Here is a 23,614-nt window from a genome sequence, read left to right as displayed (position 1 = left end):
TGTTATTAATTACTCCTTTCCTTTTTTATATTTTCTGTAGGCTCCCATGAGAAACATCACGAGAAAGGCCACGAAGAACGTTCTTGAGGCATCTTGCCACGACTCATCAAGTCCGATGATATAACATAATAACGTAAGCGCAGCCGCAACTATTGTGTCAACGACTATTTCCGCAATCCATTCCATCATAAGCCATTCTCCTTTCTGGGATCAGCCAAAGTGATGACCTCCAAGTCTTTGAAAGCACTGCCATCAATGGTCAGCCGCATCAGTGTGCGTTCCTTGTGCCACCCCTGTAGTCCGGCTGCGCCAGGGTTCAGGTGCAACAGGTTTAGGGTTTTGTCGTATTTCACCTTTAGTATATGTGAGTGACCAGCGATGAACAACTGTGGCGGATTGGCAAACAGTGTTCCACACACGGAGGCATCATAATTGCCGGGATAGCCCCCTATGTGCTTGATCAAAACATCCACATCCTCACATTTGAAACGGTTCAACTCGCGATACATCAGTCTAAGGTCACCCCCATCGCAGTTGCCACAGACAGCGCGCAGAGGTCTGAATGCAGCCAGTCGTTCTGCCACCTCCACACTGCCAATGTCGCCAGCATGCCAGATTTCGTCGCACTGTTCGAAGTAGTGCAAGTACTTGTCGTCCCAGTAGCCATGCGTATCGCTGATCAAACCTATCCTTTTCATGCCGTAAACCGATGCTATTCTGGTCGTAAACCTATACAATTCTCTCCGCAGAGCCATTCTTTAGCTGTCGAGCCTTAATGTATCTCGCAATATAGTCTGCTGTTTCTTCGATTCCCATCACGGAAGCATCAATACAGAGATGGTAACTCTCTGCTGCCCCCCAGCGTTTGCCCGTGTAGTAATTATAGTAAGTAGCACGTTCATGTTCACCCTTTTCAATAATACGTCGAGCCTCTTCGCGCGAACAATGATGACGTTCTGTCACGCAATCGATACGAATATCAATTGGCGCCGTCACAAATATGTTCACGCATTCTGCCTTGTCGCGCAACACATAGTCCGCACAACGACCTACGAAAACACAAGAATCCTCTGCAGCCGCCTTACGGATAGCATCACTTTGAATTTTGAAAAGCGACTCCTGCGAAAAGCCATTCTGATAGAAACCGTTATCGGGAAGATGCAATGTGCCTATGTTGAACAACGAGCGAAAGAAGCCTTTACACTCATCGTTCTGTTCGAAATACTCTTCCGAGAAACCACTTTCCCGAGCTGCCAGTTCCAGCAGTTCTTTATCATAGAAACGTGCATCGAAAGTCTTCGCCAGCAACTGCGCCACCATTCGTCCTCCGCTGCCCAGCTGTCGCCCAACGTTGATTATCACTTTCTCTCCGTCTTTCATACCTTTCCCACTTTAAATTCTCGCATATACTTCCACAACACGAAAGCCGCCATCATAGCTGCCAGACCGTCGCTCGTAGGCAAAGCCGCCCAAAGTCCATTCAATCCCCATATCATCGGGAACACGACAATGAGTGGCAGCAGGATTGTCAGCTGTCTTGACAGCGAGAGGAAGATAGAAATCTTCACCCTGCCTATACATTGAAAGAAGTTTGTCGTCACTGCCTGAAAGCCGATTAGGGGAAACAACAGCATATTTATCAGTATGCCATCGGCCGCCAATCTTATCTGAACCGCATCCTTTGTAAAGATGCGAGCCATCTCTGCGGGGAAAAGAATGGCCATCAACCAGCCCAGAACCATGATGGCTGTGGCAGAAAGAATGGCTAAATTAAGACAGCGAAGCATACGGTCGAACTTCTTTGCACCGTAGTTGTAACCCACAATGGGCTGCATGCCTTGGTTAATCCCCATAATTATCATGAAGAAGAACATGCCAAACGTATTGGCTATGCCGTATGCACCTACAGCCATATCACCACCATAAGACAAGAACTGGCGGTTCATGAAAATCACGATAATACACGAAGTGGCATTCATCAAGAAAGGAGAGACGCCAATAGAAATGATGTTTTTCACCAAATCGGCCTTCAATCCATAGATGCCTCGCTTCAGATGAATCAGTTCTTTGTGGTCCGAAAATATCCACAGCTGCCAGCACATTGCCATCGTCTGCGATGTGATAGTGGCCAATGCAGCTCCTCTGATGCCCCAGCGAAACACCCACACGAAGGCGATGACCAGCAAGATGTTCATCACCACCGTAAACAAGGTGGCATACATGGCATGACGAGGCTTGCCACAAGCGCGCAGCAAAGCATTCATGCCGAAGTACATGTGGGTGACAATATTGCCTGCCAAGATAATCTCCATGAACTCTCGGGCATAAGGCAACGTCACATCACTGGCGCCAAAAAAGCGAAGAATGGGATCGAGAAACAACAGGCAGACGCTCATAAACAGGAATCCCACGATGAGATTCAGCGTAACCGTATTTCCCAACAGATGCTCTGCAGTGTCGTAGTCACGCTGTCCCAGTTTCACGCTGATACAAGTAGAGGCGCCAACGCCCACAGCAGCGCCAAAGGCTGCGCTAAGGTTCATGAAGGGAAACGTAACCGAAAGACCGTTGATGGCATCGGCTCCCACCAGTTGACCAATGGAGGCACGGTCAATGATATTATAGAGCGACGAGGCCGTCATCGCCACAATAGCAGGCAGTGCATACTGCCATAACAGCGCTCCCACATTCTTCTGCCCTAATTCTAATGCTCTCGCTTTACTATCCATATCTTTATTAACGTGTGCAAAGATACGAAACTTTTTCGATTTACCAACGTGTTTCATGCCAAAAGTTTGGCTATTCCATTTTTTATTCATACTTTTGTATTCATTTAAAGAATCATCATTCATGAAACATCTCGTCATCTTGATGACTTTACTGTTTGTCGGCCTGTCCGTCCATGCGGGGAAAATAAAATATCCCGGCACTAAAGTCTATATCTGCAGATACACGCTCAACGACAAGAAAGCGACCACTTACTCACTGAATGAGGCTGGACGTTTTCTTTCCAAGAAGAGTCTGAACCGCCGTCGCAAGCAAGGCATTGCAGTCGATTCCACCGACCTGCCCATTCCCCAGAGCTACATTCGCATGTTTTCGTCAAAGGGAACCACCGTGCTTGGCACCAGCAAGTGGCAGAACACAGTGCTGGTCAGTTCAAAAGACACCACCGAGCTCCGCCGTCTTGGCACCCTTCCTATCGTAAAAGCAAGCCGTTGCGTGTATATCTCGCCCGACTCCATCGAGAAGCCTGCCGACATCCGTTGGAATGTACACAAGACTTTCAACCGCTGGGACTCTATTCACAACGACCCCTATGGCATGTCAAGACAACAGATTGAGACACTGGCAGGCCATTGGCTTCACGAACAAGGCTTCACGGGAAAGGGCATCACCATTGCCATTCTCGATGGTGGATTTCAGAACTACAGCCAGATTCCCGCCCTTCGCGAGGCCCACATTACCGGCACACACGACTTCGTGGTCACTGCCCTCGACCACCGTTTCTACGACGACAGAGAGACATGTTTCAACAGCATTGACCACGGAACAAAGGTTTTCTCGGCTCTTGCCGCCAAAGCACCCGAAGTATGTATGGGCACTGCACCCGATGCCAGCTATTGGCTACTGCGTTGTGAAGACTCCAATACCGAGCAGCCCGTAGAGGAAGACCTATGGACTATGGCTGCCGAATTTGCCGATTCCGTAGGCGTGGACATCATCAACTCGAGTCTGGGCTATTATAAATTCGACAACGACCGCGGCAACTATCGTCTGCAAGACCTTGACGGCAAGACCGCATTCATATCCAGAACAGCTTCCATGTTGGCTCGAAAAGGCATTGTGCTCTGCAATTCTGCCGGCAATTCGGGCATGGGACCATGGAAAAAGATCAGTGTTCCTGGCGATGCTACCGACATACTGACCGTGGGTGCCATCGACCAGAATTCAGTCATCGCAGCATTCTCCAGTCTAGGGCCCACACAAGACGGACGCATCAAGCCCGATGTCGTTGCCATCGGAGCACCGACAGCCCTTATCTCAGGCCGGGGAACGCTGATCAATGATATGGGCACTTCATTCTCGACCCCCATCGTCACTGGGCTCGTTGCCTGTCTATGGCAGGCGCTTCCCAGCAAGAGCGCCTTCGAGATCATCAACTTGGTGCGCCGCAGTGGCAACCACTACAAGGAACCAACCAACATCTATGGATATGGTATTCCCAACTTCTGGACCGCTTATCAGTTAGGACAATGACCACCTTCACGCTCTACGAACTCAACAGTCTGGTACGACAAGCCATCGAAAATGCGATGGATCAAGAATACTGGGTAGAGGCAGAACTGTCGGAATGCCGCGAGAGCAGAGGACACTGCTACATGGAACTTATCCAAAAAGACGAACGCTCCAACACCCCCGTAGCACGAGCATCTGCCAAATGCTGGAAGAACACGTGGGGCATGCTACAACCACACTTTGAGCGAATCACCGGTCAGCCGCTACATGCAGGACTGAAAGTTCGCTTAAAGGTCTATGCTCAGTTCCACGAGGCCTTCGGATTTTCGTGGATAGTCACAGACATAGACCCGACCTACACCTTGGGCGACATGGCACAGCGCCGTCAGGAAATCATCAGAAAGCTAAAGGAAGAAGGCATCTTCGATTTACAAAAGGAACTGACGCTCTCGCCTTTTGCACTGAATATCGCTGTCATCTCCAGCGAGACAGCTGCAGGCTATGGCGACTTCGTCAACCAGCTGGCCGACACTCCCTTTGCTTTTCGCACCCAACTCTTCCCTGCTATCATGCAGGGCGAACAGGTAGAGCAAAGCATCATCACGGCATTGAATGCCATTTATCAACAACAAAACGAGCTTTTCGCCTTGCCATTCGACTGCGTTGTCATCATTCGCGGCGGAGGAGCCACGGCCGATTTGTCAGGATTCGACACTTTAACCCTGGCAGAGAACGTTGCCAATTTCCCCCTACCCATCATTACCGGCATCGGCCACGACCGCGACGAGTCGGTGCTTGACATGGTTAGCCACACCAGAGTGAAGACCCCAACGGCTGCCGCACAGTTTCTCATCTCCAACACTGAGAAGACGCAGCACCACATAGAGCAGTACGAAGAACGCATCGCACACTTTGTGAAGAACAAAATAGAGGTTGAACAACTACGACTTGCCAATCTCTCGGAGCGCATCCCCCCACTCTTTTCACTGACAAGAGCCAAGCAAGAGACCCTGCTGGAGCGCCACCTGCAGGCCATCCTTTCTCATCTGCAAAGACGTTTCGAAAAAGAAGAACACCGTTTAGACCTTTTAGAGCAGAAAGTCACGGCGCTTGACCCGACGCTTCTACTGAAGCGCGGCTACAGCATGACACTTCACAAGGGCAAACTACTACGCGACCCCTCACAAGTAAAGTCCAACGATGAATTAGTCACTCGCCTTGAAAAAGGCACCATCATATCTATCGTCAAATGAACTACGAAGAATCATTACAACAGCTAGAAACCATCGTTCGCAAGATGGAGAACAACGAATTCGGCATCGACGAGCTGTCCGAACAGCTGAAATCCGCACTGCAGATTATCAAACAGTGCAAGGAGAAATTAAACAAGACTGACAGTGAAATCAAAAAAATACTGGAAAAAAGTTAGAATTACTTGCCGAAAACAGAATTTTTGTATAACTTTGCATCACTTTTTAAACATTTCTAAACGGATTTAATGATCACAAGAAGATTATGAAAGAACTGGATTGGAAAAATCTATCGTTCGGCTATATGCCAACGGACTACAACGTACGCTGCTACTATCGCAACGGAAAATGGGGAGAAATAGAAGTATCATCAGACGAATATCTGAAGCTTCACATGGCAGCCACCTGCCTGCACTACGGACAGGAAGCATTCGAAGGTCTGAAAGCCTATCGTTGTCCTGACGGAAAGGTACGTCTGTTCCGTGTGAAAGACAATGCAGAGCGCCTGCAGTCAACCTGTCGCGGCATTATGATGCCTGAGGTTCCCACCGAGCTTTTCGTCGAAATGGCAGAGAAAGTAGTTCGTTTGAATCAAGAATGGATTCCCACCTACGAGAGTGGTGCTACCCTCTATCTGCGCCCACTGCTGATTGGTACCAGTGCTCAGGTTGGCGTTCATCCAGCGAAAGAGTATCTGTTCTTAATCTTCGTAACACCTGTCGGTCCTTACTTCAAGGGTGGTTTCTCAAGCAACCCCTACGTCATTGTGCGCGACTACGACCGTTCTGCGCCTCTCGGCACAGGTAAGTACAAGGTGGGTGGTAACTATGCCGCATCATTGTTCGCCAACAATCTGGCGCACGAGAAGGGCTATGCCTGCGAGTTCTATTTGGATGCCAAGGAGAAGAAATACATCGATGAGTGTGGTGCTGCCAATTTCTTCGGCATCAAGGACAACACTTATATCACACCAAAGTCAACCTCTATCCTGCCCTCTATCACCAACCGTTCGCTGATGCAAGTGGCAGAAGACCTGGGCATGAAGGTTGAACGTCGTCCTATTCCCGAGGAAGAGCTGTCAACCTTCGAGGAAGCCGGAGCATGCGGAACAGCCGCTGTCATCAGTCCCATCTCGTATATCGATGATCTGGAGACCGGCAAGCGCTACGACTTCGGTCCTAATCCTGGTCCTCAGTCTAAGAAGCTCTACGACACCCTGCGTGGCATCCAGTATGGCACCATCGAAGACAAGCACGGATGGACAACCGTTGTCATTGATTAACAACTAATATACCTAAACTTATGGACAACAATTTAAACGGAAACGCATTTCCTCAGCAGCCCAAGGACTATAAGACTTGGTCAATCGTGAATCTGGTTATATCCATCATCTTCTGCTGTGGATGCACGGGCTTCATTGCATTGATACTGTCAATCATCGCCCTTATCAAGTCTAACGACGTCGTGAAGTACAACAACATGGGCGAATCATCAGTCCTATTAGCTCAAGATGCCTCCAAGACAGCCAAGACACTGAACCTCATCAGTTCAATCTTGCTGGTAGCAGGATTTATCTTCAGCATTGTTTACTTTGCAATCTTTGGAGCTACTCAGCTTGCAAATATGATGCAACTATAGATATGTCCACAAGAAGAGGGATATATATCACTTTAGGAATAGCAGCAACAGCCATTGCGCTGGTGCTGCTATTCCTTTTTAACCCCACGGAGGTCATTCTCGTTCCCAAATGTTCTTTTCATGAGCTAACGGGGCTGAACTGTCCTGGATGCGGCATGCAGCGCTTCCTTCATGCGCTGATGCATGGTCATTTCTCAGAAGCCATACACTACAACTATCTACTCATCATCATCCTGCCCTACATTGTTCTCTTCGCTATTGAAGAGCTGCTGCTGACTGGCAAAAGCCAACAGAGATGGCGCAACATACTGACCAGCAAATGGATTCTCTACGCCTTATGTATTCTGGCACCCGCATGGTTTATAGCCAGAAATCTACTACACATCTAACGTAATTATTCATATCAGCAACCCTCTTTCCTTCTGTAGCAGCGCTGAGTATGAACTATCATTTCCACCTTATTTATTTGTAATATCGAATTTTTATTCGTACCTTTGCTCCAAAATAAGATTATGAGCAAAGGAAAGCTGGCAAAGTTTGCCGACATGGAGACCTACGAGAATGTGTTTCAGTACCCTTATTCGGTGGTGGACGAGGTTCCGTTTGAGATGCGAGGTCGCTGGCGCGAAGACTATTTTCACAACGACAACCCCATTGTGTTGGAACTGGGTTGTGGAAAGGGCGAGTATGCCGTAGAGTTAGCAAAGCTATATCCCAACAAGAACTTTATTGGTGTTGACATCAAAGGTGCACGCATGTGGACCGGTGCCACCCGTGCCCTGAAGGAAGGACAGAAGAACGTAGCTTTCCTGAGAACAAACATTGAGATCATAGACCGTTTCTTTGCGCCCAACGAAGTTCAGGAGATCTGGCTCACCTTTAGTGATCCACAGATGAAGAATCCACGCAAGCGCCTCACCTCCACCTATTTTATGGAGCGCTATCGTCGCTTCCTGATCGACAAGGGTATCATTCACCTGAAGACCGACTCCAATTTCCTGTTCACATATACTGGTTATATGATTGATAAGAACCAGTTGCCCGTGATTGTAAAGACAGAAGACCTCTACCACGACAATCAGATAGACGACAAAGAACTGCTCTCCATCCAAACCTATTACGAGAGTATGTGGCTGGCCCGCGGCCTCAACATCCGCTATGTCAAATTCCAATTGCCGCACGACGGTCAACTCTTTGAGCCCGATGTAGAGATACCACTTGACGACTACCGCAGCTATCATCGTTCGAAAAGAAGTTCATTGGATACTGCAAAATGACACATTTGCCTTATGAAGAAAATCCTTACTACCGCCCTACTACTACTGACCTCATTATGGATGACCGCCCAACGGCTGACTATCACGACCGATTCCGAGGGGCAGTTGGCACAGTTGCTGCCCGACAGCAGTCGCTATTCCGTAGAAGAACTGACCATCAGCGGTCCACTGAACGCCAGTGACATGAAGATCATTCAGTTGATTGCCAACAGAGTTCGCACAAAAAAAGCTTCAGACCGCATACTAAGGGTACTCGATCTTTCGGGGGCCAGCATCACCGGCAGCAGAGGCACCTACCGAATGAAAGCAGGATCACTGCCAGCTGCCATGTTTCTGAACTGCAAATCACTACAAAGAATCATCCTCCCCAACACCACTACCGAAGTGAGTCGCAGCTGTTTCAGTGGCTGTGTGAACCTGCAGGAGATTGTGATTCCCGATGGCACCGAGGTCATTGGCGAGTATGCGTTCTACAATTGTACAGCCTTGAAGGAAGTTGCACTGCCTCAAAGCCTCGTCACCATCAAGAACCACGCCTTCGACGGTTGCATGCTTTTCACCGAAATAGATATTCCCTCTCATGTTACACGGATGGACGCTTACGCTTTCAACAACTGCGTCAATCTGCAACAAGCCCATATTAAGGCCGACATCAACCGCCTTTGCGACAACACCTTCGCTGGTTGCACCGCCCTGCAGCAAGTCGAGATTCCTGCTTCTGTCACCCTGATAGGCAACAATGCCTTCAAGGGATGCGCAGCCTTGGAGCGCGTTCAGATGCCCGATGCTATCTCCGAGATTGGCAACAATGCCTTTGAAGGCTGTGTCAACCTGCAGAATATCGAGATGACAACAGCCACCATGGTGGGCAACGAGGCATTCAAAGGCTGTTTAGCACTGACAACCGTGACGATAGAGAGTGTTCATCGCATCGGCTACAGCGCCTTCCAAGACTGTGCCAATCTTTCTTCGGTCAACATCGATGGCTATGCCAAGAACTTGGGAGCCGAAGTATTCTCTGGGTGCAGCAATCTCACGGAGCTTTCCATCCCTGCTACTATCAAGGTCATTGGGCAGCGCGCTTTCTACGATTGCAAGTCGCTCCAAGAGATTAAGTTGCCCAGCGCTCTTACGCGCATACAGGATCATGCCTTCGAAAACTGCGCCAGTCTGCGCCACATACATATTCCCAGCATGGTGAAACAAATGGGGAGCGACACCTTCGAGAACTGTGTTTCGCTGGACAGTGTCTATATACAGGGATTTATAGACAAGATAGAGAGCGATGCATTCCGTTCCTGTCGGTCGCTCCGTGTCGTCCGTTTACCTGTCTCTGTCAAGAGCATTCAGGACAATGCCTTTCAGGATTGCACGTCGCTGAGCAGCATCAACCTGCCCGTCTCCGTCACCAGCATTGGCGACAACGCCTTTGAACGCTGTGCTTCGCTGCATGCCGTCGTTGTGCCGGCAGCATGTGCCACTATTGGCAGTGCCGCATTCCGCGAGTGCAGTTCGCTGTATCGTGTAGAACTACCCGCTGCGATGAAGAAGATTAATGGCAATGCTTTTGCCAAGTGCGTGTCTCTGCGCGAGCTGACGTTGCGCAGTCCGCTCCCTCCTTCCATTTCGCACAGCACCTTCAAAGGTGTCGTTCTGAATGCCTGCAAGATAACAGTTCCCCAAGGCTGTCTCAACAATTACGCAGAAGATAAATCGTGGAAAAAGATGCCAATATTATTGGATCAGGAATAACACATAAATCATAAAACACATATGACATTATATCCCAAACTGATTATGGATGCGCTCGCCACAGTAACCTATGCGGGCACGAAGAAGAATCTGGTAGAAAGCGACATGGTGGTCGACACGCCAACAGTTGTTCCCCTTGACCCTGCAGTGGAAGGCAACAACTGGAAGGTCAGCGTGGTTCTGTTGTTTCCTCGCGATACCGACCCTTTTCTGAAATCAACAGTCAAGGCTGCCGAGGCTGCCATCAAATACCACTGCGGACAAGACATAGAGGTAGTGATTGAGACGGAGTTCAAATCGAAGCCTCGCCCCGAAGTCGAAAAGCTCCTTCCACAGGTCAAGAACATCATCGCCGTCAGCTCTGGCAAGGGCGGTGTGGGCAAATCGACCGTCTCTGCCAATCTAGCTATCTCTCTGGCCCGTCTGGGTTATAAGGTCGGATTGCTCGACACCGACATCTTTGGCCCATCGATGCCCAAGATGTTCAACGTAGAGGATGCTCGTCCTTACGCCGTTGAGAAAGACGGTCGCCAGCTCATCGTGCCCGTAGAGCAATACGGTGTCAAGCTGCTCAGCATAGGTTTCTTTGTGAATCCCGACACCGCCACATTGTGGCGCGGCGGCATGGCAACCAGTGCGCTGAAGCAACTCATTGCCGATGCCGACTGGGGCGAGTTGGACTATTTCATTCTCGACACTCCTCCGGGCACCAGCGACATCCACCTGACCCTGCTTCAGACGCTGGCCATCACCGGTGCTGTCATCGTCTCAACACCCCAGCAGGTGGCTCTGGCCGACGCACGCAAGGGCATTGACATGTATCGCAATGAGAAAGTGAACGTGCCCATTCTGGGGCTCATTGAGAATATGGCATGGTTTACGCCAGCCGAACTGCCCGAGAACAAATACTATATCTTCGGCAAGGAGGGCTGCAAGCAACTGGCTCAGGAGATGAACGTGCCCCTCCTGGCACAGATTCCACTGGTGCAGAGCATTTGTGAGAGCGGCGACCAAGGTGCGCCTGCGGCTACAAAGGTTGACACCATGACGGGGCAGGCCTTTATCAACTTGGCACAGGCCGTAGTAACGGTGGTGAACCGCCGCAACAAAGAGCTGCCTAAAACGCAGATTGTTGGTTTGAAGGGTTAGCCTCAAACAACGTCAAGAGGATTGGAACCATTATTGTCCAATCCTCTTGATGCTTTTCTGACGGTCTATGAGTACTGCGGTGCGCCGCTGACTGCGCATGGGGCGACCCAGCAAATCATAGTGCAAGAGCCCTTTCTTCAGATTTCTCTCCTGACTACTGATGCCCGTATGATCAGCCTTTTTCACTGGTGAGTAGCGCTGATTATTATTAATAATGGTGTTCACCAGATCCAATCCCTTAACGTCGTAAGAGCCCGATTTATTGACACCGGCAAAGTCCATCATCACGATACCAGTGGGTCCCGCCTGCGTATCAACGCTCAGAAAGTCAATGAACTTCTGATTACACTTGACGGCATTATCCCTATTGCCATCGGTCGAGGCCGACTGCGTATAGCCTGAAGCATGGTTGACGCACACCACCCAATGACGAACGCCCTGCTCTACATTGTTTTTCGTAGAGAAGTTGAGCAGTTTTTCAATGCCATTGAGCTTGGCTGTCATTTGGTCCATCACCTCGTAATAGTCTTGTACATACATCGTTCCGATATTTCTGCCCACGCCCTTGATGCTGGCAGTGACATAGTCGGCCTGATGCCCCCACCCCGTAATGAAAGCCCCCACGGGCTGACTGCCATAACTGTCGCGCGAGAGCAGCAGCACCTTTCCACGCAGTTCGCCCACCGTCAGGTCGCGCTTGTAGTCGGCCAACAGTGGTTGAATGTCTTCGCTGTTCAGACAGTCAGCAATCATTCCAGCCCATTTGTCGCTGTTGCTGTCGCCATCGGTCTCGTGGCGCATGAGCACAACCACAAACTCTGTGGGATGATTGCTCACGAACTGGCAGAGCTGTCGCATCGTATTGGCAAACTTTGCCTTGGTCTGGAGCACGCCATGGTTAATCACCAGTTCGCTGCCCGAGACACAAGGCCGGAGGTCGAACACCCGCACACCGCAAGCCAGCTGCCCTGCGATGTTGAGGTCTTGTGTTTTGCCCGTCAAATCACCAACCAGGATTCCCAGTCCTGTCCACCCTTCGCCCGTAGCGCTATCGTGTGTACCAGGAATGCTCACCTGTGTCCAATAGGTGTTATCGTCAAGTTGTGCCATCCAGTCATCGGCCATAGTGGTGTTCATCATCCCCCCGAAGACCAACATCAGGAGTACCATTCTTTTCATCTTGCTTTGCATGTTCTTACCATTTAGTTTTAGGTTCTTATTTTTAGAATCGACTGCAAAATTAATCATCAGAAATGGAATAGCCAAGAAAAAGATGCAGGTATTTTTACTTTTGCAAAAAAAATTGAATAAAGTCTTAATTTTCATATCTGTAACAGAGTTTCGCATTAATTATCGCCATCGTATAGCGAAATGAATTATCTTTGCACCGTCAACAGATTACTAACAATCACGAACCATGCCCAGACTACTTACTCTACTCGTATTACTCCTACCAGACATCGGCTGCTGCCGAGCACAAGACACACTACATGTTGACACGCTGTCGCAAAGCTTAATCGTTGTCAACATGGAAACGGGCGTTCCCATTCGCAACGTCCTGATAACTACTGACAACGGACAAGAGGCAGTCAGTACGTGGGAAGGAGCCGTCCTACTCAAAGGCAGTTTCAAGAGAGTGACGCTGATGCACCCCAGCTTTGAGAAACGCACGATGGACAGCGACGAACTGCAAGGCGACACGATAGAGTTGTTGCCCCGACTTTTTTCGGTCAATGAGGTGATTATCTGGGGGCGCCACCGCGACAAGACTGCCACGGCCTTCCAGAAGCCATCGAAGGTAGATATGCAACTGATGGAGGCCAACCCGAAGGGTTTCAACCCTCTTGGGCTCATCTATTGGGGCGTTGACGAACTGTTGCTCAAGAAGCAACGACGCCGAAAAGCGGCCGAAAAGCAACGCAGAAAGATGATTCTTGATAACTATTAGCAGAGGTTTTGGCGGACAATAGTTACACTCTTGGTCGTCATCCAGCCCTTAGAATGGTCCGCTTCAGGGGCTGGAAATGGTGTTTTCAGGGGCTGGAGACAGCAGATCCAGGGGCTAGACACGTGACTCCCAGGGGCTAGAGACAAGACAATAGCATTACTTTTGCAACAGAAAAGCGGCACTTTACCATAACGAAAGTACCGCTTTGAACAAAGCAAAGTGCCACTTTTGCGGAACGAAAGTGGCACTTTGCCGTAAGGCATCCTAAACTTTGGCATGCTTCTTGCGCTCTTCGATGCGTTCCTTCATGTCCTGATACTCCTGCTTGATACGTTTTTGAGCCTGCCCGATCTGATAACGATAGACCGCATAGGCCAACAGGAAATAGGCACCAGCCTGAATCCACAGGATGCGATACTCTAGCAACACATCTGCGAGCGACGCGCCCATGGAGTTGAGACGCACAAAGGCACGGACACCAAAGGTGGACGGGAATAACCACGAAATGCCCTGCCAGACAGCGGGAATATTGGACTGAGGCCAACTGAGACCCGTCAAAAACAGCAGGGGAACAGACACAAAAACCATGAGCAGCATCACATTCTCGCGATAGCGAACCAAGCAGGACACCGTCATGCCAAAGAAAATACAAGCCAAAATATAAGGGAAGACCACAGCCAACAACGAAGGCCAGGCTGCCAACTGCGGGAAGTGGAACAGGCGGGGCACTGCCAACAGCAACCAAGCGCCCATCACGGCATAGACCATGAAATAGGCCAAAGCTTTGCCTGCCACTATGCGCGACACGCCATGATAGTGCTTACTCATCGGTACCAACTGACCGTAGCGATTCTGCTCGCGTGCTGTTCCTGCCGCCAAACCGATGCCCAACACCAGAGTCTGCTGCAGGATAAGCATCAGCACACCAGGCAAGATGAAGGAGCCATAGCCACCCGAGGGATTGAAAATCGGCACCTCATCAAATGCCAGCGGCTTCGAGGCTATCAGTTCTTCCTGCTTCGTGAAGCGACCTGCCAACTTGGTCTTAATCTCTGTGCCCATCTGCATGGTCACCAACTGGGCTGTCTGATAGACGGCCTTATAGGTCAACATCAGCGCCATGTCGCAATACACGCTCACCGTGGCTTGCTGCAAGCGGTTGATGTTCGTATCGAAGTCACTGGGAATATGGTACACGCCCTTCACCAACTGACGGCTGACCAGCGATTTGGCCTCGTTCAAATCCTGAGCATAGTATGCCACCTTGACATCCGCCGAGGCATCGCACATGCGGATAAACTGTCGCGACAACGATGAATGCGAGTCGTCAACCACCGCCACAGGCACTTCGTGCACCGTTTCATTATTGTATATCCACGAATAAAGCAGGGGATAGATAATGGGCACCACAAAGAAGAAGATGATGACACCCTCGTCCCTGACCATCAGCTTCATCTCACGCCACCAGATGAAACAGATGTCATGAAGCCCTTCATTCAGATTACGGAATATAGACATAGGTAAGCATTGCATTCTTTATTTTCTTCATCACAAACCAAGGCAACAGCAAGAATGCTACCAAAGCTGCAAAATGGAACCACGCATCAATGAGCGGGAAACCATTGAAGATACATATCTGATATATCATAAAGTAATGGCGCAACGGGAAAAGCCACGACAATGTTTGCAGAGCACCATCCATGCCCATCACGGGGAACGCCGAACCAACCATCGAGATGCTGAGCACGGCCCACAGCGAACAGATACTGAGCGACATGCGCAGCGAGGGTGTGAGACCGAAAGCAAAGATGCCAAAGCCTTGTGACGAAAGCACCTGAATGAGGCCCAGCAGAACCAACATCCACGGACTACCCAGATGCGGGAACCCCAGCACCATGAACACATAGTACTCGTAAGCATAGACAATGGCCAGGAAGATGAGTGTCTGAACCAGGTACTTACCAACGATAGCCACAAGGATGTTATTGCCTGCAATCTCCATCAGTTGCTTGCCTGTGCCAAACTTAATCTCGGTACCCAGCGAATAGGCCGAAATAAGAAAGATAAACAGCATGATGATACCTGGCACAATCATCGTTGTGAGATAAACATTATAGCTGGTCCACGGATTGGCTATCTGATGCAAATCCACCCTTATAGGCTGCAACAGCGTCTGAATCTGGGCATCGGTCATACCCTTGGCTTGCATCGTGGCTTGCCCTACGGCAGCCGACCCCAGGGTTGAAATGGTCTTCAAGTCCTTCATCAACAGGGCTCCTGCTGCCATCGTGGTATAAGAATAATAGAAGGAAATCTTGGGTTGACGATTAGACAGCAACTTGTCGGTGGTTCCCTTGGGGAGATACATGAAGGCATATATCTCGTTGCGCTGAATGGCGCGCCGTGCTTCTGTCACACTGGGATAGTGTGCAACGACACGCGACATTTGGAAAGCATCCAGTCGATGGGTCAGCGAACGTGTCATCGAGGTGTTGTCGAGGTCAACAACACCCACAGGCATCTCCGTGGGAAGTCCTTCTTTCATCAGCGTGGTGAAGAACACCAACACAAGAATGGGAAAGACCACCATGCAGAAGGCGTAGAGGTGATTCCGTCTGAGAATCGCCAACTCGCGCATCATCAAATGGAATATTCGCAATAGATACTTCATTTATCTGATAATCAACGACATTCCCGGGCGGAGTCCTTCCACCTTCTCTACCGGACGGGCTTTCACCTCGAATGTTTTCAAGTCATACTGACCATTGGCCTTCGTTGCCTTCCACACGGCATAAGAGCCTTGATCCTTCATGTAGTACACCTTCATCTTGACGGTCTTGTTGAAGGCGGGCACAAAGGCATCAAACTCTGTTCCAATGGTCAACGCGCCCAATTGATCCTCACGTACATTAAATGTGCCCCACATGTCGTTCATCATAGAGATGGTCATGATAGGACTACCTGTACCAACCAGTTCGCCTACCTTTGGATAGATGTTGCTCACCTCGCCATCCATCTGTGCAATCTGCACTGTTTCGTTGATGTATGACGTTACTTCCTGCACGGCACCTTTGGCACGATTCACCTGTGCCTGAGCAGCCAACTTCTCTTCACGGCGTGCGCCGTTCTGCGCCATTTCATATTGACTCTGCGCTGCTTTCATCTGAGCCTCTGAGGCTTTATACATGGCCAAAGCTTCATCACGCTTCTGAGCACTCACCACGCCCTCGTCAAACAAACGCTGAACACGATTGTATGACTTCTCGGCAATCTCGTAGGCAGCCTTAGCCTGCTGTAGCAACTGATAGGCGCCCTGCACCTGTTCCTTGCGAGCGCCATTCTTTGCCATCAGCTCCATAGCCGAAGCAGCATCCTCTGCGCTCTGTGCTTGTTGTCTTTTGGCATCCACTTCGGGAGCATCCAGTATGGCGAGGGTATCGCCAGCCTTCACGAAGTCGCCTTCCTTCACACGGATTTCAAGGATTCGTCCGGGGACCTTGCTTGACACGCGGTATTCCGACACTTCTACTTGTCCCTGTATCAGCTCTGGGTCTCGACCTAGGGCAAAGACGCCAATGAGTGCGACTAGTATGACCACGCAAGAGAAGCCCAGGATGGCATACAAAATATTCTTATGTTGCGTTGATGCTTGTACTGACATAATTCAAAATGATTATTAAACTAAAACTCTTTACTTTGAACTCTTTACTGTAAACGGTGTACTACTTAAGTTGTCCCATGGCTTTCTGCAAGTCCACTTGTGCCATCTTGACATCGATGTCGGCATCAATCTTCTGCGACTTGGCCTGAAGCCATGCCGTCTGCGCCTCCATCACAGTCGTGGGAGTTATCACACCTTCGCGGAAGCCAACCTCTGCTGTACGCAGGTTCTCCTCTGCCCGCTTGATGCTGGCCTGCGCCATGGCCTGACGCTTGTTGGCCTCATCAACCTTGAAGTTGGTCTGATTGACCTGCAGTTCTATCTTCTCGCGAGCCTCTTCCAGCTCCAGGTTGGCAATAGCGGTAGCGCCCTTGGATGCTCTGACTTTATAGTTCACATCGCCCCAGTTCCAAAGGGGTACACGTACCATCACACCTACATTCCACATGCCTCCGAACTTTTTTTCAAAGCCATTGAGCACGTTGGGATTGGAAACAACATAACCACCGGTGAGCAGCACCTGAGGCAGATTGCCGGCACGCAACAGGTTGGTGGACTGACGCGACAAATCGACAGCACTTTCCAGAAGTCGCAACTCAGGTCTATTTTCCATGGCCATCGAACGAGCCTGTTCGCCATTGGAACCAAGAACGGGCGTCACCTCCGACAGGCTGTCGGTGTTCTCATCAACCAAAGTGATGTTGCTGTCTGACGGCAGACCTATTTGCTGACAAAGCAACATCTTGGCCAGCACAAGTCCATCGTTCACTCTTTGAAGATTCATTTCGGCTTCGCTCACCTTCACGCTGACACTCAGGCCGTCGCTGCGCGTGGCGACTCCCTCGGTAATCATCTTTTGTACGTCCGTCTCAAGCTTCTTCACCACTTCAAGGTAACTCTCGGCCAAACGCTGTTTGTGCTTCAGCGAGACAACCAGCCAATAGGTCTTGTCGGTCTCGTAGAGAGTTATCTGACGGGTGGCGTCCTGCGTATGTTCGGCCATGGCCTGATTGATACGCGCCATCTTGTTCATCGCCACGATGCTACCACCCATAAACACGGGCTGCGTGAGCATGATTGAACCTGCAAAGATGTTTCGTGTGTCGGTTTCCAAGGCATCGACAACATGCTGACCAGTAGCATCAAGCACACCAAGCAACGTCGCTATAGCGGGCGTCGATGCTGCTCCCGGCACGACCTGCTCCATCCGCAGACCTGCAGCCGTTCCCAACTTGGGGAAGGTGCTCTTCTGGTCGTCGCTGAGCAGAGACACTTCGCGACTGGTGTACTGATAAGTTCCTATGGCGGCTACATGCGGCAGGTATTTAGTGCGTGCAGACTTTCGCAGGTTGGCGGCGACGTCTTGCTTCAGCTGCTGCACGTTCATCTGCTTGTTGTTGCGCAGGGCCATGGCTCTACAACTGTCCAAGCTCAACAACTGCTGTGCATCAGCGGCTGCTGCTCCAAGCGTCAGGAAGCAAAGTCCTAAAGCCAAACGTTTTTTCATAGTTTGTTTATTTAAAATTAAATGTTCTTGATCCAATCATGTGACCATCGGCAAAGATGCTGACGCGGTATTCGCCAGCCTCGAGAAACTCTCCCACCGTCCAGAAGGTCTGTACGCCGGTCTCCTCACCATTATATTCGATGACTTTCTTCATAGAATACTCCAGCTGACGGTTCTCGTAAGTGAACGTACCTGCTGTGAACGACTGTCCGTTGGGCTTAGTCATACGCACATAGATGGTGCGGTTGCCATTGGCAGCAGTCACATTACGTGCAATATTGAAACTCACCTGAAGGGTCTTGGCATTTTTGATTTTCTTCTCTGCCCTACCACGTTTGTTCAGAGGTGTCATGGTGATGCCTGTTGCATCAAGCTGTGCTGCAATGGCAACTTTCTCTGTCAGGTTCTGCTTCTCCTGTTGCAGGTCGCGCTTCTCCAGATTGGTCTGTTCCAACTGGCCTCTGATCTGGCTATTTTCGGCCATCAGGCTCTTGTTGACCTGATTCAGCGAGTCCACCTGACGTATATACGAACGTAGAACTTCGCGCACGGTGGCCAGTTCTTTCTTCAATCGAGCTATCTCACGGGCATCGCTGGCCTTCACATTCTTCAGTTCTTCCAGCAGTTGCTGAGTGCGCAACTGTTCCTGCGTCAGTTGTTCTATGATTGAGTCATTGTTAATCTGAGTCATCATCTCACTATACTGTAGTGTGAAGCGCTCATATTCGTTTTCCATTTCCTGTTTATCCAACTCAGCCAGCTCTTGCATTTCAGCCACTTGTTGTTTCTGCTGTTGAAGACCAATAAATAACGCAACAGCCAAACCAATCAGTACGGTGACAACAGCTATGCCAATAACAATCCAACTTTTCTTCATTTTGTTTATTTCATTTGTAAATTAACCGCGTGCAAAAATAATAGATTTTCACGAATGCGCCAAATTATTCTTTACCTTTTCGACCAATACAAATAATAATAAGGTGAAATGGAAGAATGCAGGGACAAAAAAGAAGGCCGCCACCCGAACATAGGATGACGGTCTTTCTTCCATTTATTTTACTTATATTTATTCCACCTTGATGACTAACGTCTTGCCTTGTGCCAGATCGGCATGGTTCACAAACCATCCTTTCAAGGGTTTCCCTCCAATCGTGATCTGACGGATTTTCTCGCCTTGACCTTCTTTCCTGATAACGAAGGTCTTGCCTGTGGTGCCCAGCGTGAACTCCACCTTATCGAAGAGGGGCACGGTGACAATATACTGCGGATCGGCAGGCGAATAAGTATAGATGCCCATGGCATTGAGAGCATACCACGATGACATCTCACCGGCATCGTCCATACCTGCATAAGCCAAATGATGTTCGCCCATACCATAATAGTTATTCATCAATATGTTCAGGACATGCTGAGCCTTCTCCTGACGATCAATGAAATAGTAGGTATAGGGAATGCCATGACCAGGCTGATTGCCATGACAGTATGTGCCCAGATAGCCCGTCAGGTTCCAAGCCTCATAACCGCCACAAGGAACAGAGAAGAGCGAATCGAGCTTCTGCTCTACAGCCTGGTATGATGGATAAAGAGCAATCATGCCGGCAGGATCATGAGGTGCAAAGAACAGCGAATTCCAAGCATCAGCCTCGCGATACATATATTGATAATAAGGATAGTTTGGAAAGAATTCTTCTATCCACTGTCCTTCGCCATTACGCAACACCTTGCCACGCCAAAAGCCTGTAGAGGGGTCGAACAGGTTCTTATAATTCTGTGCATGCTGGAGCAGCATCTTTTCATTCTTCTTGTCTTTCAGCACACGAGCCACCAATGCCGTCGCATAGTCGTCGTAAGCATACTCTACGGTTTTGGTGACGGAGCCTTTGTACTCATCCTCGGTAGGAACATTGGTGGTGTCTTTCTCCGAAATCCAGCCACGTTCCAGATACTCATCGAGGTAGGGACGACCGCCACGCCCAGGCACGGTGGCATTCTTCAACATCAGCTGATAGGCACGACGAAGGTCAAAGTCGTGAATACCTCTCAACCAGGAGCCTGCCACAAAGGCCGAAGCATGGTCTCCATGGAAGAATGTGGGCATATAGCCACCATGTTTCTCTCCCCTGTCAACACACGACTTGATGATATCCGCCACCACCTCGGGCGAGATCATACCAAGAAGAATCAGTTTGTTGCGATAGGTATCCCACAACGAAGGATCGGTGTAGTAGGCATAGTCGCCGCGCACCACCTGACCATGGTCGTCACGATATTCGCCATTGGCATCGCTGCGCAGGCAAGGCCATAGGAAGGCACGATAAAGTGTGGAATAGAACATGTCTTGTTGCTGAGCAGTACCACCGCTGATACGTACGTGACCTAAGAGTTTCTCCCACGTCTGATCGGCATCACGGCGCACCTCTGTAAAGGTTTTACCTTCCTTCAACAGTTCTGCTTCAAGGTTAGCCTTGGCATTATCAATGCTCACAAACGAGAAACCGATACGCACCTCTAATGGCTTTGCTGCGCGAGAGTCCTTAAATGTGACCACGCCAACACTATTGCGATGCTCGCTTACCATGGCAACTTGATTGATCTCGTAGTTGGTGACAGCATAGAAATAGGCGCGTCCCTCGCCGTCCTGATAACCAGAGAAGGCATTATCTGCAGCCTTCTTTACTTGATAATTGTGCGGATGAGCATTGGAATGAGTGATATCTACTAACAACATTTTCTCGTCGCCTGCACGAAACGAATAGCGGTGATAGGCACAGCGTAGCGTAGTGGTCAGTTCTGCATTGACCTGATAGCGGTCGAGCAGCACCTGATAATAGCCAGGAGACGCCGACTCATGTTCATGACTGAACCACGAACAATAGTTGTCGGGGCGCCATTGACCTTCGGTAGTGACTGGCAGTATGGGGACATGCAACAGATTCCAGTGCCCTTTACTGGTATGGGCAAAGCCATAAATCTGATGGTCTTCATACTGATAGCCCGAGCCTGAATGGTACATCGTAACGGGAGTTGCCTGAACCATGGCATTGGGCATGGCAGCACCAGGAAAGGTTTCTGCGCCCCAAGCGCGTTTTGTCTCGGTACGGGTGTAGCCGAGGTCTTGAGGCGACCATAATGTTTCTGTCCCCATCAATGGGTTTACATGCTTTGTAATGTCTCCTGCGCTCACTTGAGTAGCGGCAATGAGCGCAGCAGATAGAAGTAATAATTGTTTTGTCTTCATCGTTTATTTACTATTTATCGAAACTTTGGCTTTTAGTGTCTTGTCAGGGCTTGAGCCTGTTCGGGATGCAAAATTATAAAAAATTAATCGATTATTTGGCTGTTTAATGTTTTTTATCTATCTTTGCCCACAGACAATTAGATTAAAAGCCTATGAAAAAGAACAGCTTTATCTACCGAGTCATCGACCTTTACTATGACGGCTTCCGTCATATGACACTGGGCAAGACACTCTGGATAATCATCCTGATAAAACTGTTCATCATGTTCTTTATCTTAAAACCTTTCTTCTTTCCCAACTTTCTCAAACAGAATGCACATGGCGATGAAGCTGGCTTCGTAGCCAACGAACTGACCAAACGTGTGAATGACAACTAAAACAAATAAGTTATATGGAAAATCTATTATTAAACATCGATGCAGGAACCATTGACTGGTCGAGGGCTCAATTTGCTCTAACAGCCATCTACCACTGGTTATTTGTTCCACTAACATTAGGACTGGCTGTCATTATGGGCATTGCAGAAACCATCTATTATCGGACGAAAGATGAGTTTTGGAAGCATACAGCCCAGTTCTGGCAGAAACTCTTTGGCATCAACTTTGCCATGGGTGTAGCCACTGGCATCATTCTGGAGTTTGAGTTCGGTACCAACTGGAGTAACTACTCATGGTTTGTGGGCGACATCTTTGGAGCACCATTAGCCATCGAAGGCATTGTGGCCTTCTTTATGGAATCCACATTTGTTGCAGTCATGTTCTTTGGTTGGAAGAAAGTGTCGGCAGGTTTCCATCTTGCTTCAACTTGGCTCACTGGCTTGGGAGCGACCATCTCTGCCTGGTGGATCTTAGTGGCCAATGCATGGATGCAGTATCCCGTAGGTTGCGAGTTCAACCCCGATACCATGCGCAACGAGATGGTTTCCTTTTTCGAGGTTGCTCTTTCGCCCTTTGCGGTGTCTAAATTCTGCCACACCGTCACCTCAGCATGGATCATTGGAGGCATCTTCTGCGTTGGCGTGTGTTGTTGGTACTTGATGAAGAAACGACACGTGAAGATGGCTGTAGAGAGTATGAAGATTGGCGCTGCTGTCGGACTCGTTGCTGCCCTGTTGGCTGGTGCCACCGGCCACAAGTCGGGCATGGACGTGGCCAAGGTGCAACCCATGAAACTGGCTGCGATGGAAGCGCTTTACGACGGAGGAACAGAGCAGGGACTTAAACTGATTGAAGGTATTGAGATACCCTATGGACTGTCACTCATGGCTACCAACGATCCAAAAGGATTTGTACCTGGCATCAACGACATTCTGAATGGTTATACTACGCCAGACGGAAGAGTAGAACCATCTGCCGATGAGAAGATAGAACGTGGCAAGAAGGCAATCAGTGCTTTGGCAGCCTACCGCAACGCGAAAGCCAGTGGTGAGGATGGGACCACACACCTGGCCACCCTTCAGGAGAACATGAAGTATTTTGGTTACGGCTACCTGCACAACAAAGAAGAACTGATTCCTCCGGTGCTGGTCAACTTCTGGGCTTTCCGTGTGATGGTAGGCGTGGGATGCTTGTTTATCCTGTTCTTCGCCGTTGTTCTGGCAACACTCTATCACTGGCCCAAATGGCTATTTGCCAAGCGCGACATCACGAAGTTGCCTGCATGGCACTACTGGGGGGCAATCATGTTGGTGCCCCTGGGATACATCGGTTCGGAATGCGGATGGCTGGTAGCGGAATTTGGCCGACAGCCCTGGACTATTCAAGACATGCTCCCCACATGGGCTGCGGTCAGCGACTTGCATTCGTCGAGCGTCATTATCACATTCTTCTTGTTTCTGATTCTGTTCACTACAATGCTGGCGGTGGAAATCAGCATCCTTTTCAAACAAATCAAAAAAGGACCGAACGTTTGAGAATCTGAATTTGATTATTTCTGCTAACTGTCCAAAAAGAAAC

General features: G+C 49.5%; 23 protein-coding genes. 12 read left to right on the top strand and 11 right to left on the bottom strand.

Annotated elements, in window-relative coordinates:
* Positions 1-9 precede the first annotated feature (9 nt).
* From L6472_RS03285 to L6472_RS03270, 4 genes are read right to left on the bottom strand one after another with little or no spacing between them, the layout of a single operon-like run.
* Entirely contained in the window at positions 10-189 is a 180-nt protein-coding gene (locus L6472_RS03285; protein ID WP_237807156.1) for a hypothetical protein, read from the bottom strand.
* Complete coding sequence (locus tag L6472_RS03280) at positions 186-698, bottom strand: metallophosphoesterase (protein WP_237807155.1); 513 nt, start codon at positions 696-698, stop codon at positions 186-188. The genes L6472_RS03285 and L6472_RS03280 overlap by 4 nt, the downstream gene beginning before the upstream one ends.
* Before the next feature lie 31 nt (positions 699-729).
* Complete coding sequence (locus L6472_RS03275) at positions 730-1,380, bottom strand: AAA family ATPase (protein ID WP_237807154.1); 651 nt, start codon at positions 1,378-1,380, stop codon at positions 730-732.
* A complete protein-coding gene (locus tag L6472_RS03270; RefSeq protein ID WP_237807153.1) occupies positions 1,377-2,729 on the bottom strand; it encodes an MATE family efflux transporter in 1,353 nt (450 codons plus the stop codon). The genes L6472_RS03275 and L6472_RS03270 overlap by 4 nt, the downstream gene beginning before the upstream one ends.
* 121 nt (positions 2,730-2,850) lie before the next feature.
* Between L6472_RS03270 and L6472_RS03265 the strand changes: the two genes are divergently transcribed.
* From L6472_RS03265 to L6472_RS03225, 9 genes are all read left to right on the top strand, one after another.
* Positions 2,851-4,260: a S8 family serine peptidase gene (locus L6472_RS03265; protein WP_237807152.1), complete on the top strand. Its 1,410-nt coding sequence runs from the start codon at positions 2,851-2,853 to the stop codon at positions 4,258-4,260.
* Complete coding sequence (xseA, locus tag L6472_RS03260; protein WP_237807151.1) at positions 4,257-5,492, top strand: exodeoxyribonuclease VII large subunit; 1,236 nt, start codon at positions 4,257-4,259, stop codon at positions 5,490-5,492. The genes L6472_RS03265 and xseA overlap by 4 nt, the downstream gene beginning before the upstream one ends.
* Positions 5,489-5,668: an exodeoxyribonuclease VII small subunit gene (gene xseB / locus L6472_RS03255; protein ID WP_237807150.1), complete on the top strand. Its 180-nt coding sequence runs from the start codon at positions 5,489-5,491 to the stop codon at positions 5,666-5,668. Before xseA ends, xseB begins: the two co-directional genes overlap by 4 nt.
* Before the next feature lie 86 nt (positions 5,669-5,754).
* Positions 5,755-6,771 carry a branched-chain amino acid aminotransferase gene (locus L6472_RS03250; protein WP_237807149.1) on the top strand — a complete coding sequence of 339 codons (1,017 nt, stop codon included), beginning with the start codon at positions 5,755-5,757 and terminating at the stop codon, positions 6,769-6,771.
* Positions 6,772-6,791: 20 nt separating this feature from the next.
* Positions 6,792-7,127, top strand: coding sequence for a CD225/dispanin family protein (locus L6472_RS03245; protein ID WP_237807148.1), 336 nt, complete (start codon positions 6,792-6,794; stop codon positions 7,125-7,127).
* Between the two features lie 2 nt (positions 7,128-7,129).
* On the top strand, positions 7,130-7,516 hold the full coding sequence (locus L6472_RS03240; protein ID WP_237807147.1) for a DUF2752 domain-containing protein: 387 nt from the start codon (positions 7,130-7,132) through the stop codon (positions 7,514-7,516).
* A gap of 123 nt (positions 7,517-7,639) precedes the next feature.
* The gene (trmB, locus tag L6472_RS03235; protein ID WP_237807146.1) at positions 7,640-8,404 is read left to right on the top strand and encodes a tRNA (guanosine(46)-N7)-methyltransferase TrmB; all 765 of its coding nucleotides are present in this window, start codon (positions 7,640-7,642) and stop codon (positions 8,402-8,404) included.
* 12 nt (positions 8,405-8,416) lie between these two features.
* Positions 8,417-10,156 carry a leucine-rich repeat domain-containing protein gene (locus tag L6472_RS03230; protein ID WP_237807145.1) on the top strand — a complete coding sequence of 580 codons (1,740 nt, stop codon included), beginning with the start codon at positions 8,417-8,419 and terminating at the stop codon, positions 10,154-10,156.
* A 21-nt stretch (positions 10,157-10,177) separates the two neighbouring features.
* Positions 10,178-11,305: an Mrp/NBP35 family ATP-binding protein gene (locus tag L6472_RS03225; RefSeq protein WP_237807144.1), complete on the top strand. Its 1,128-nt coding sequence runs from the start codon at positions 10,178-10,180 to the stop codon at positions 11,303-11,305.
* Positions 11,306-11,335: 30 nt separating this feature from the next.
* On the opposite strand, the gene L6472_RS03220 is transcribed toward L6472_RS03225, so the two are convergent.
* Positions 11,336-12,484, bottom strand: coding sequence for a phosphatidylinositol-specific phospholipase C domain-containing protein (locus tag L6472_RS03220; protein ID WP_237807143.1), 1,149 nt, complete (start codon positions 12,482-12,484; stop codon positions 11,336-11,338).
* A 238-nt stretch (positions 12,485-12,722) separates the two neighbouring features.
* Between L6472_RS03220 and L6472_RS03215 the strand changes: the two genes are divergently transcribed.
* Positions 12,723-13,253 carry a 6,7-dimethyl-8-ribityllumazine synthase gene (locus L6472_RS03215; protein ID WP_237807142.1) on the top strand — a complete coding sequence of 177 codons (531 nt, stop codon included), beginning with the start codon at positions 12,723-12,725 and terminating at the stop codon, positions 13,251-13,253.
* Positions 13,254-13,517: 264 nt separating this feature from the next.
* Here the strand turns inward: L6472_RS03215 and L6472_RS03210 are convergent, their stop codons facing one another.
* The 6 genes from L6472_RS03210 to L6472_RS03185 all read right to left on the bottom strand — a co-directional run bounded on the left by L6472_RS03210 (position 13,518) and on the right by L6472_RS03185 (position 21,659).
* A complete protein-coding gene (locus L6472_RS03210; RefSeq protein ID WP_237807141.1) occupies positions 13,518-14,771 on the bottom strand; it encodes an ABC transporter permease in 1,254 nt (417 codons plus the stop codon).
* A complete protein-coding gene (locus L6472_RS03205) occupies positions 14,755-15,924 on the bottom strand; it encodes an ABC transporter permease (protein ID WP_237807140.1) in 1,170 nt (389 codons plus the stop codon). The genes L6472_RS03210 and L6472_RS03205 overlap by 17 nt, the downstream gene beginning before the upstream one ends.
* Positions 15,925-16,914 carry an HlyD family secretion protein gene (locus tag L6472_RS03200; protein WP_237807139.1) on the bottom strand — a complete coding sequence of 330 codons (990 nt, stop codon included), beginning with the start codon at positions 16,912-16,914 and terminating at the stop codon, positions 15,925-15,927.
* 61 nt (positions 16,915-16,975) lie between these two features.
* Positions 16,976-18,421, bottom strand: coding sequence for a TolC family protein (locus tag L6472_RS03195; RefSeq protein WP_237807137.1), 1,446 nt, complete (start codon positions 18,419-18,421; stop codon positions 16,976-16,978).
* A 7-nt stretch (positions 18,422-18,428) separates the two neighbouring features.
* Complete coding sequence (locus L6472_RS03190; RefSeq protein WP_237807135.1) at positions 18,429-19,298, bottom strand: hypothetical protein; 870 nt, start codon at positions 19,296-19,298, stop codon at positions 18,429-18,431.
* Between the two features lie 189 nt (positions 19,299-19,487).
* Positions 19,488-21,659 carry a GH92 family glycosyl hydrolase gene (locus L6472_RS03185; RefSeq protein ID WP_237807133.1) on the bottom strand — a complete coding sequence of 724 codons (2,172 nt, stop codon included), beginning with the start codon at positions 21,657-21,659 and terminating at the stop codon, positions 19,488-19,490.
* A gap of 152 nt (positions 21,660-21,811) precedes the next feature.
* Between L6472_RS03185 and L6472_RS03180 the strand changes: the two genes are divergently transcribed.
* The gene (locus L6472_RS03180) at positions 21,812-22,036 is read left to right on the top strand and encodes a DUF4492 domain-containing protein (RefSeq protein ID WP_237807131.1); all 225 of its coding nucleotides are present in this window, start codon (positions 21,812-21,814) and stop codon (positions 22,034-22,036) included.
* Between the two features lie 14 nt (positions 22,037-22,050).
* Entirely contained in the window at positions 22,051-23,571 is a 1,521-nt protein-coding gene (locus tag L6472_RS03175) for a cytochrome ubiquinol oxidase subunit I (RefSeq protein ID WP_237807129.1), read from the top strand.
* Positions 23,572-23,614: the final 43 nt, after the last annotated feature.

The sequence above is a fragment of the Prevotella sp. E13-17 genome (genome assembly GCF_022024035.1).
GTDB lineage: Bacteria > Bacteroidota > Bacteroidia > Bacteroidales > Bacteroidaceae > Prevotella.
This window is presented reverse-complemented; position numbering and strand designations above follow the sequence as displayed.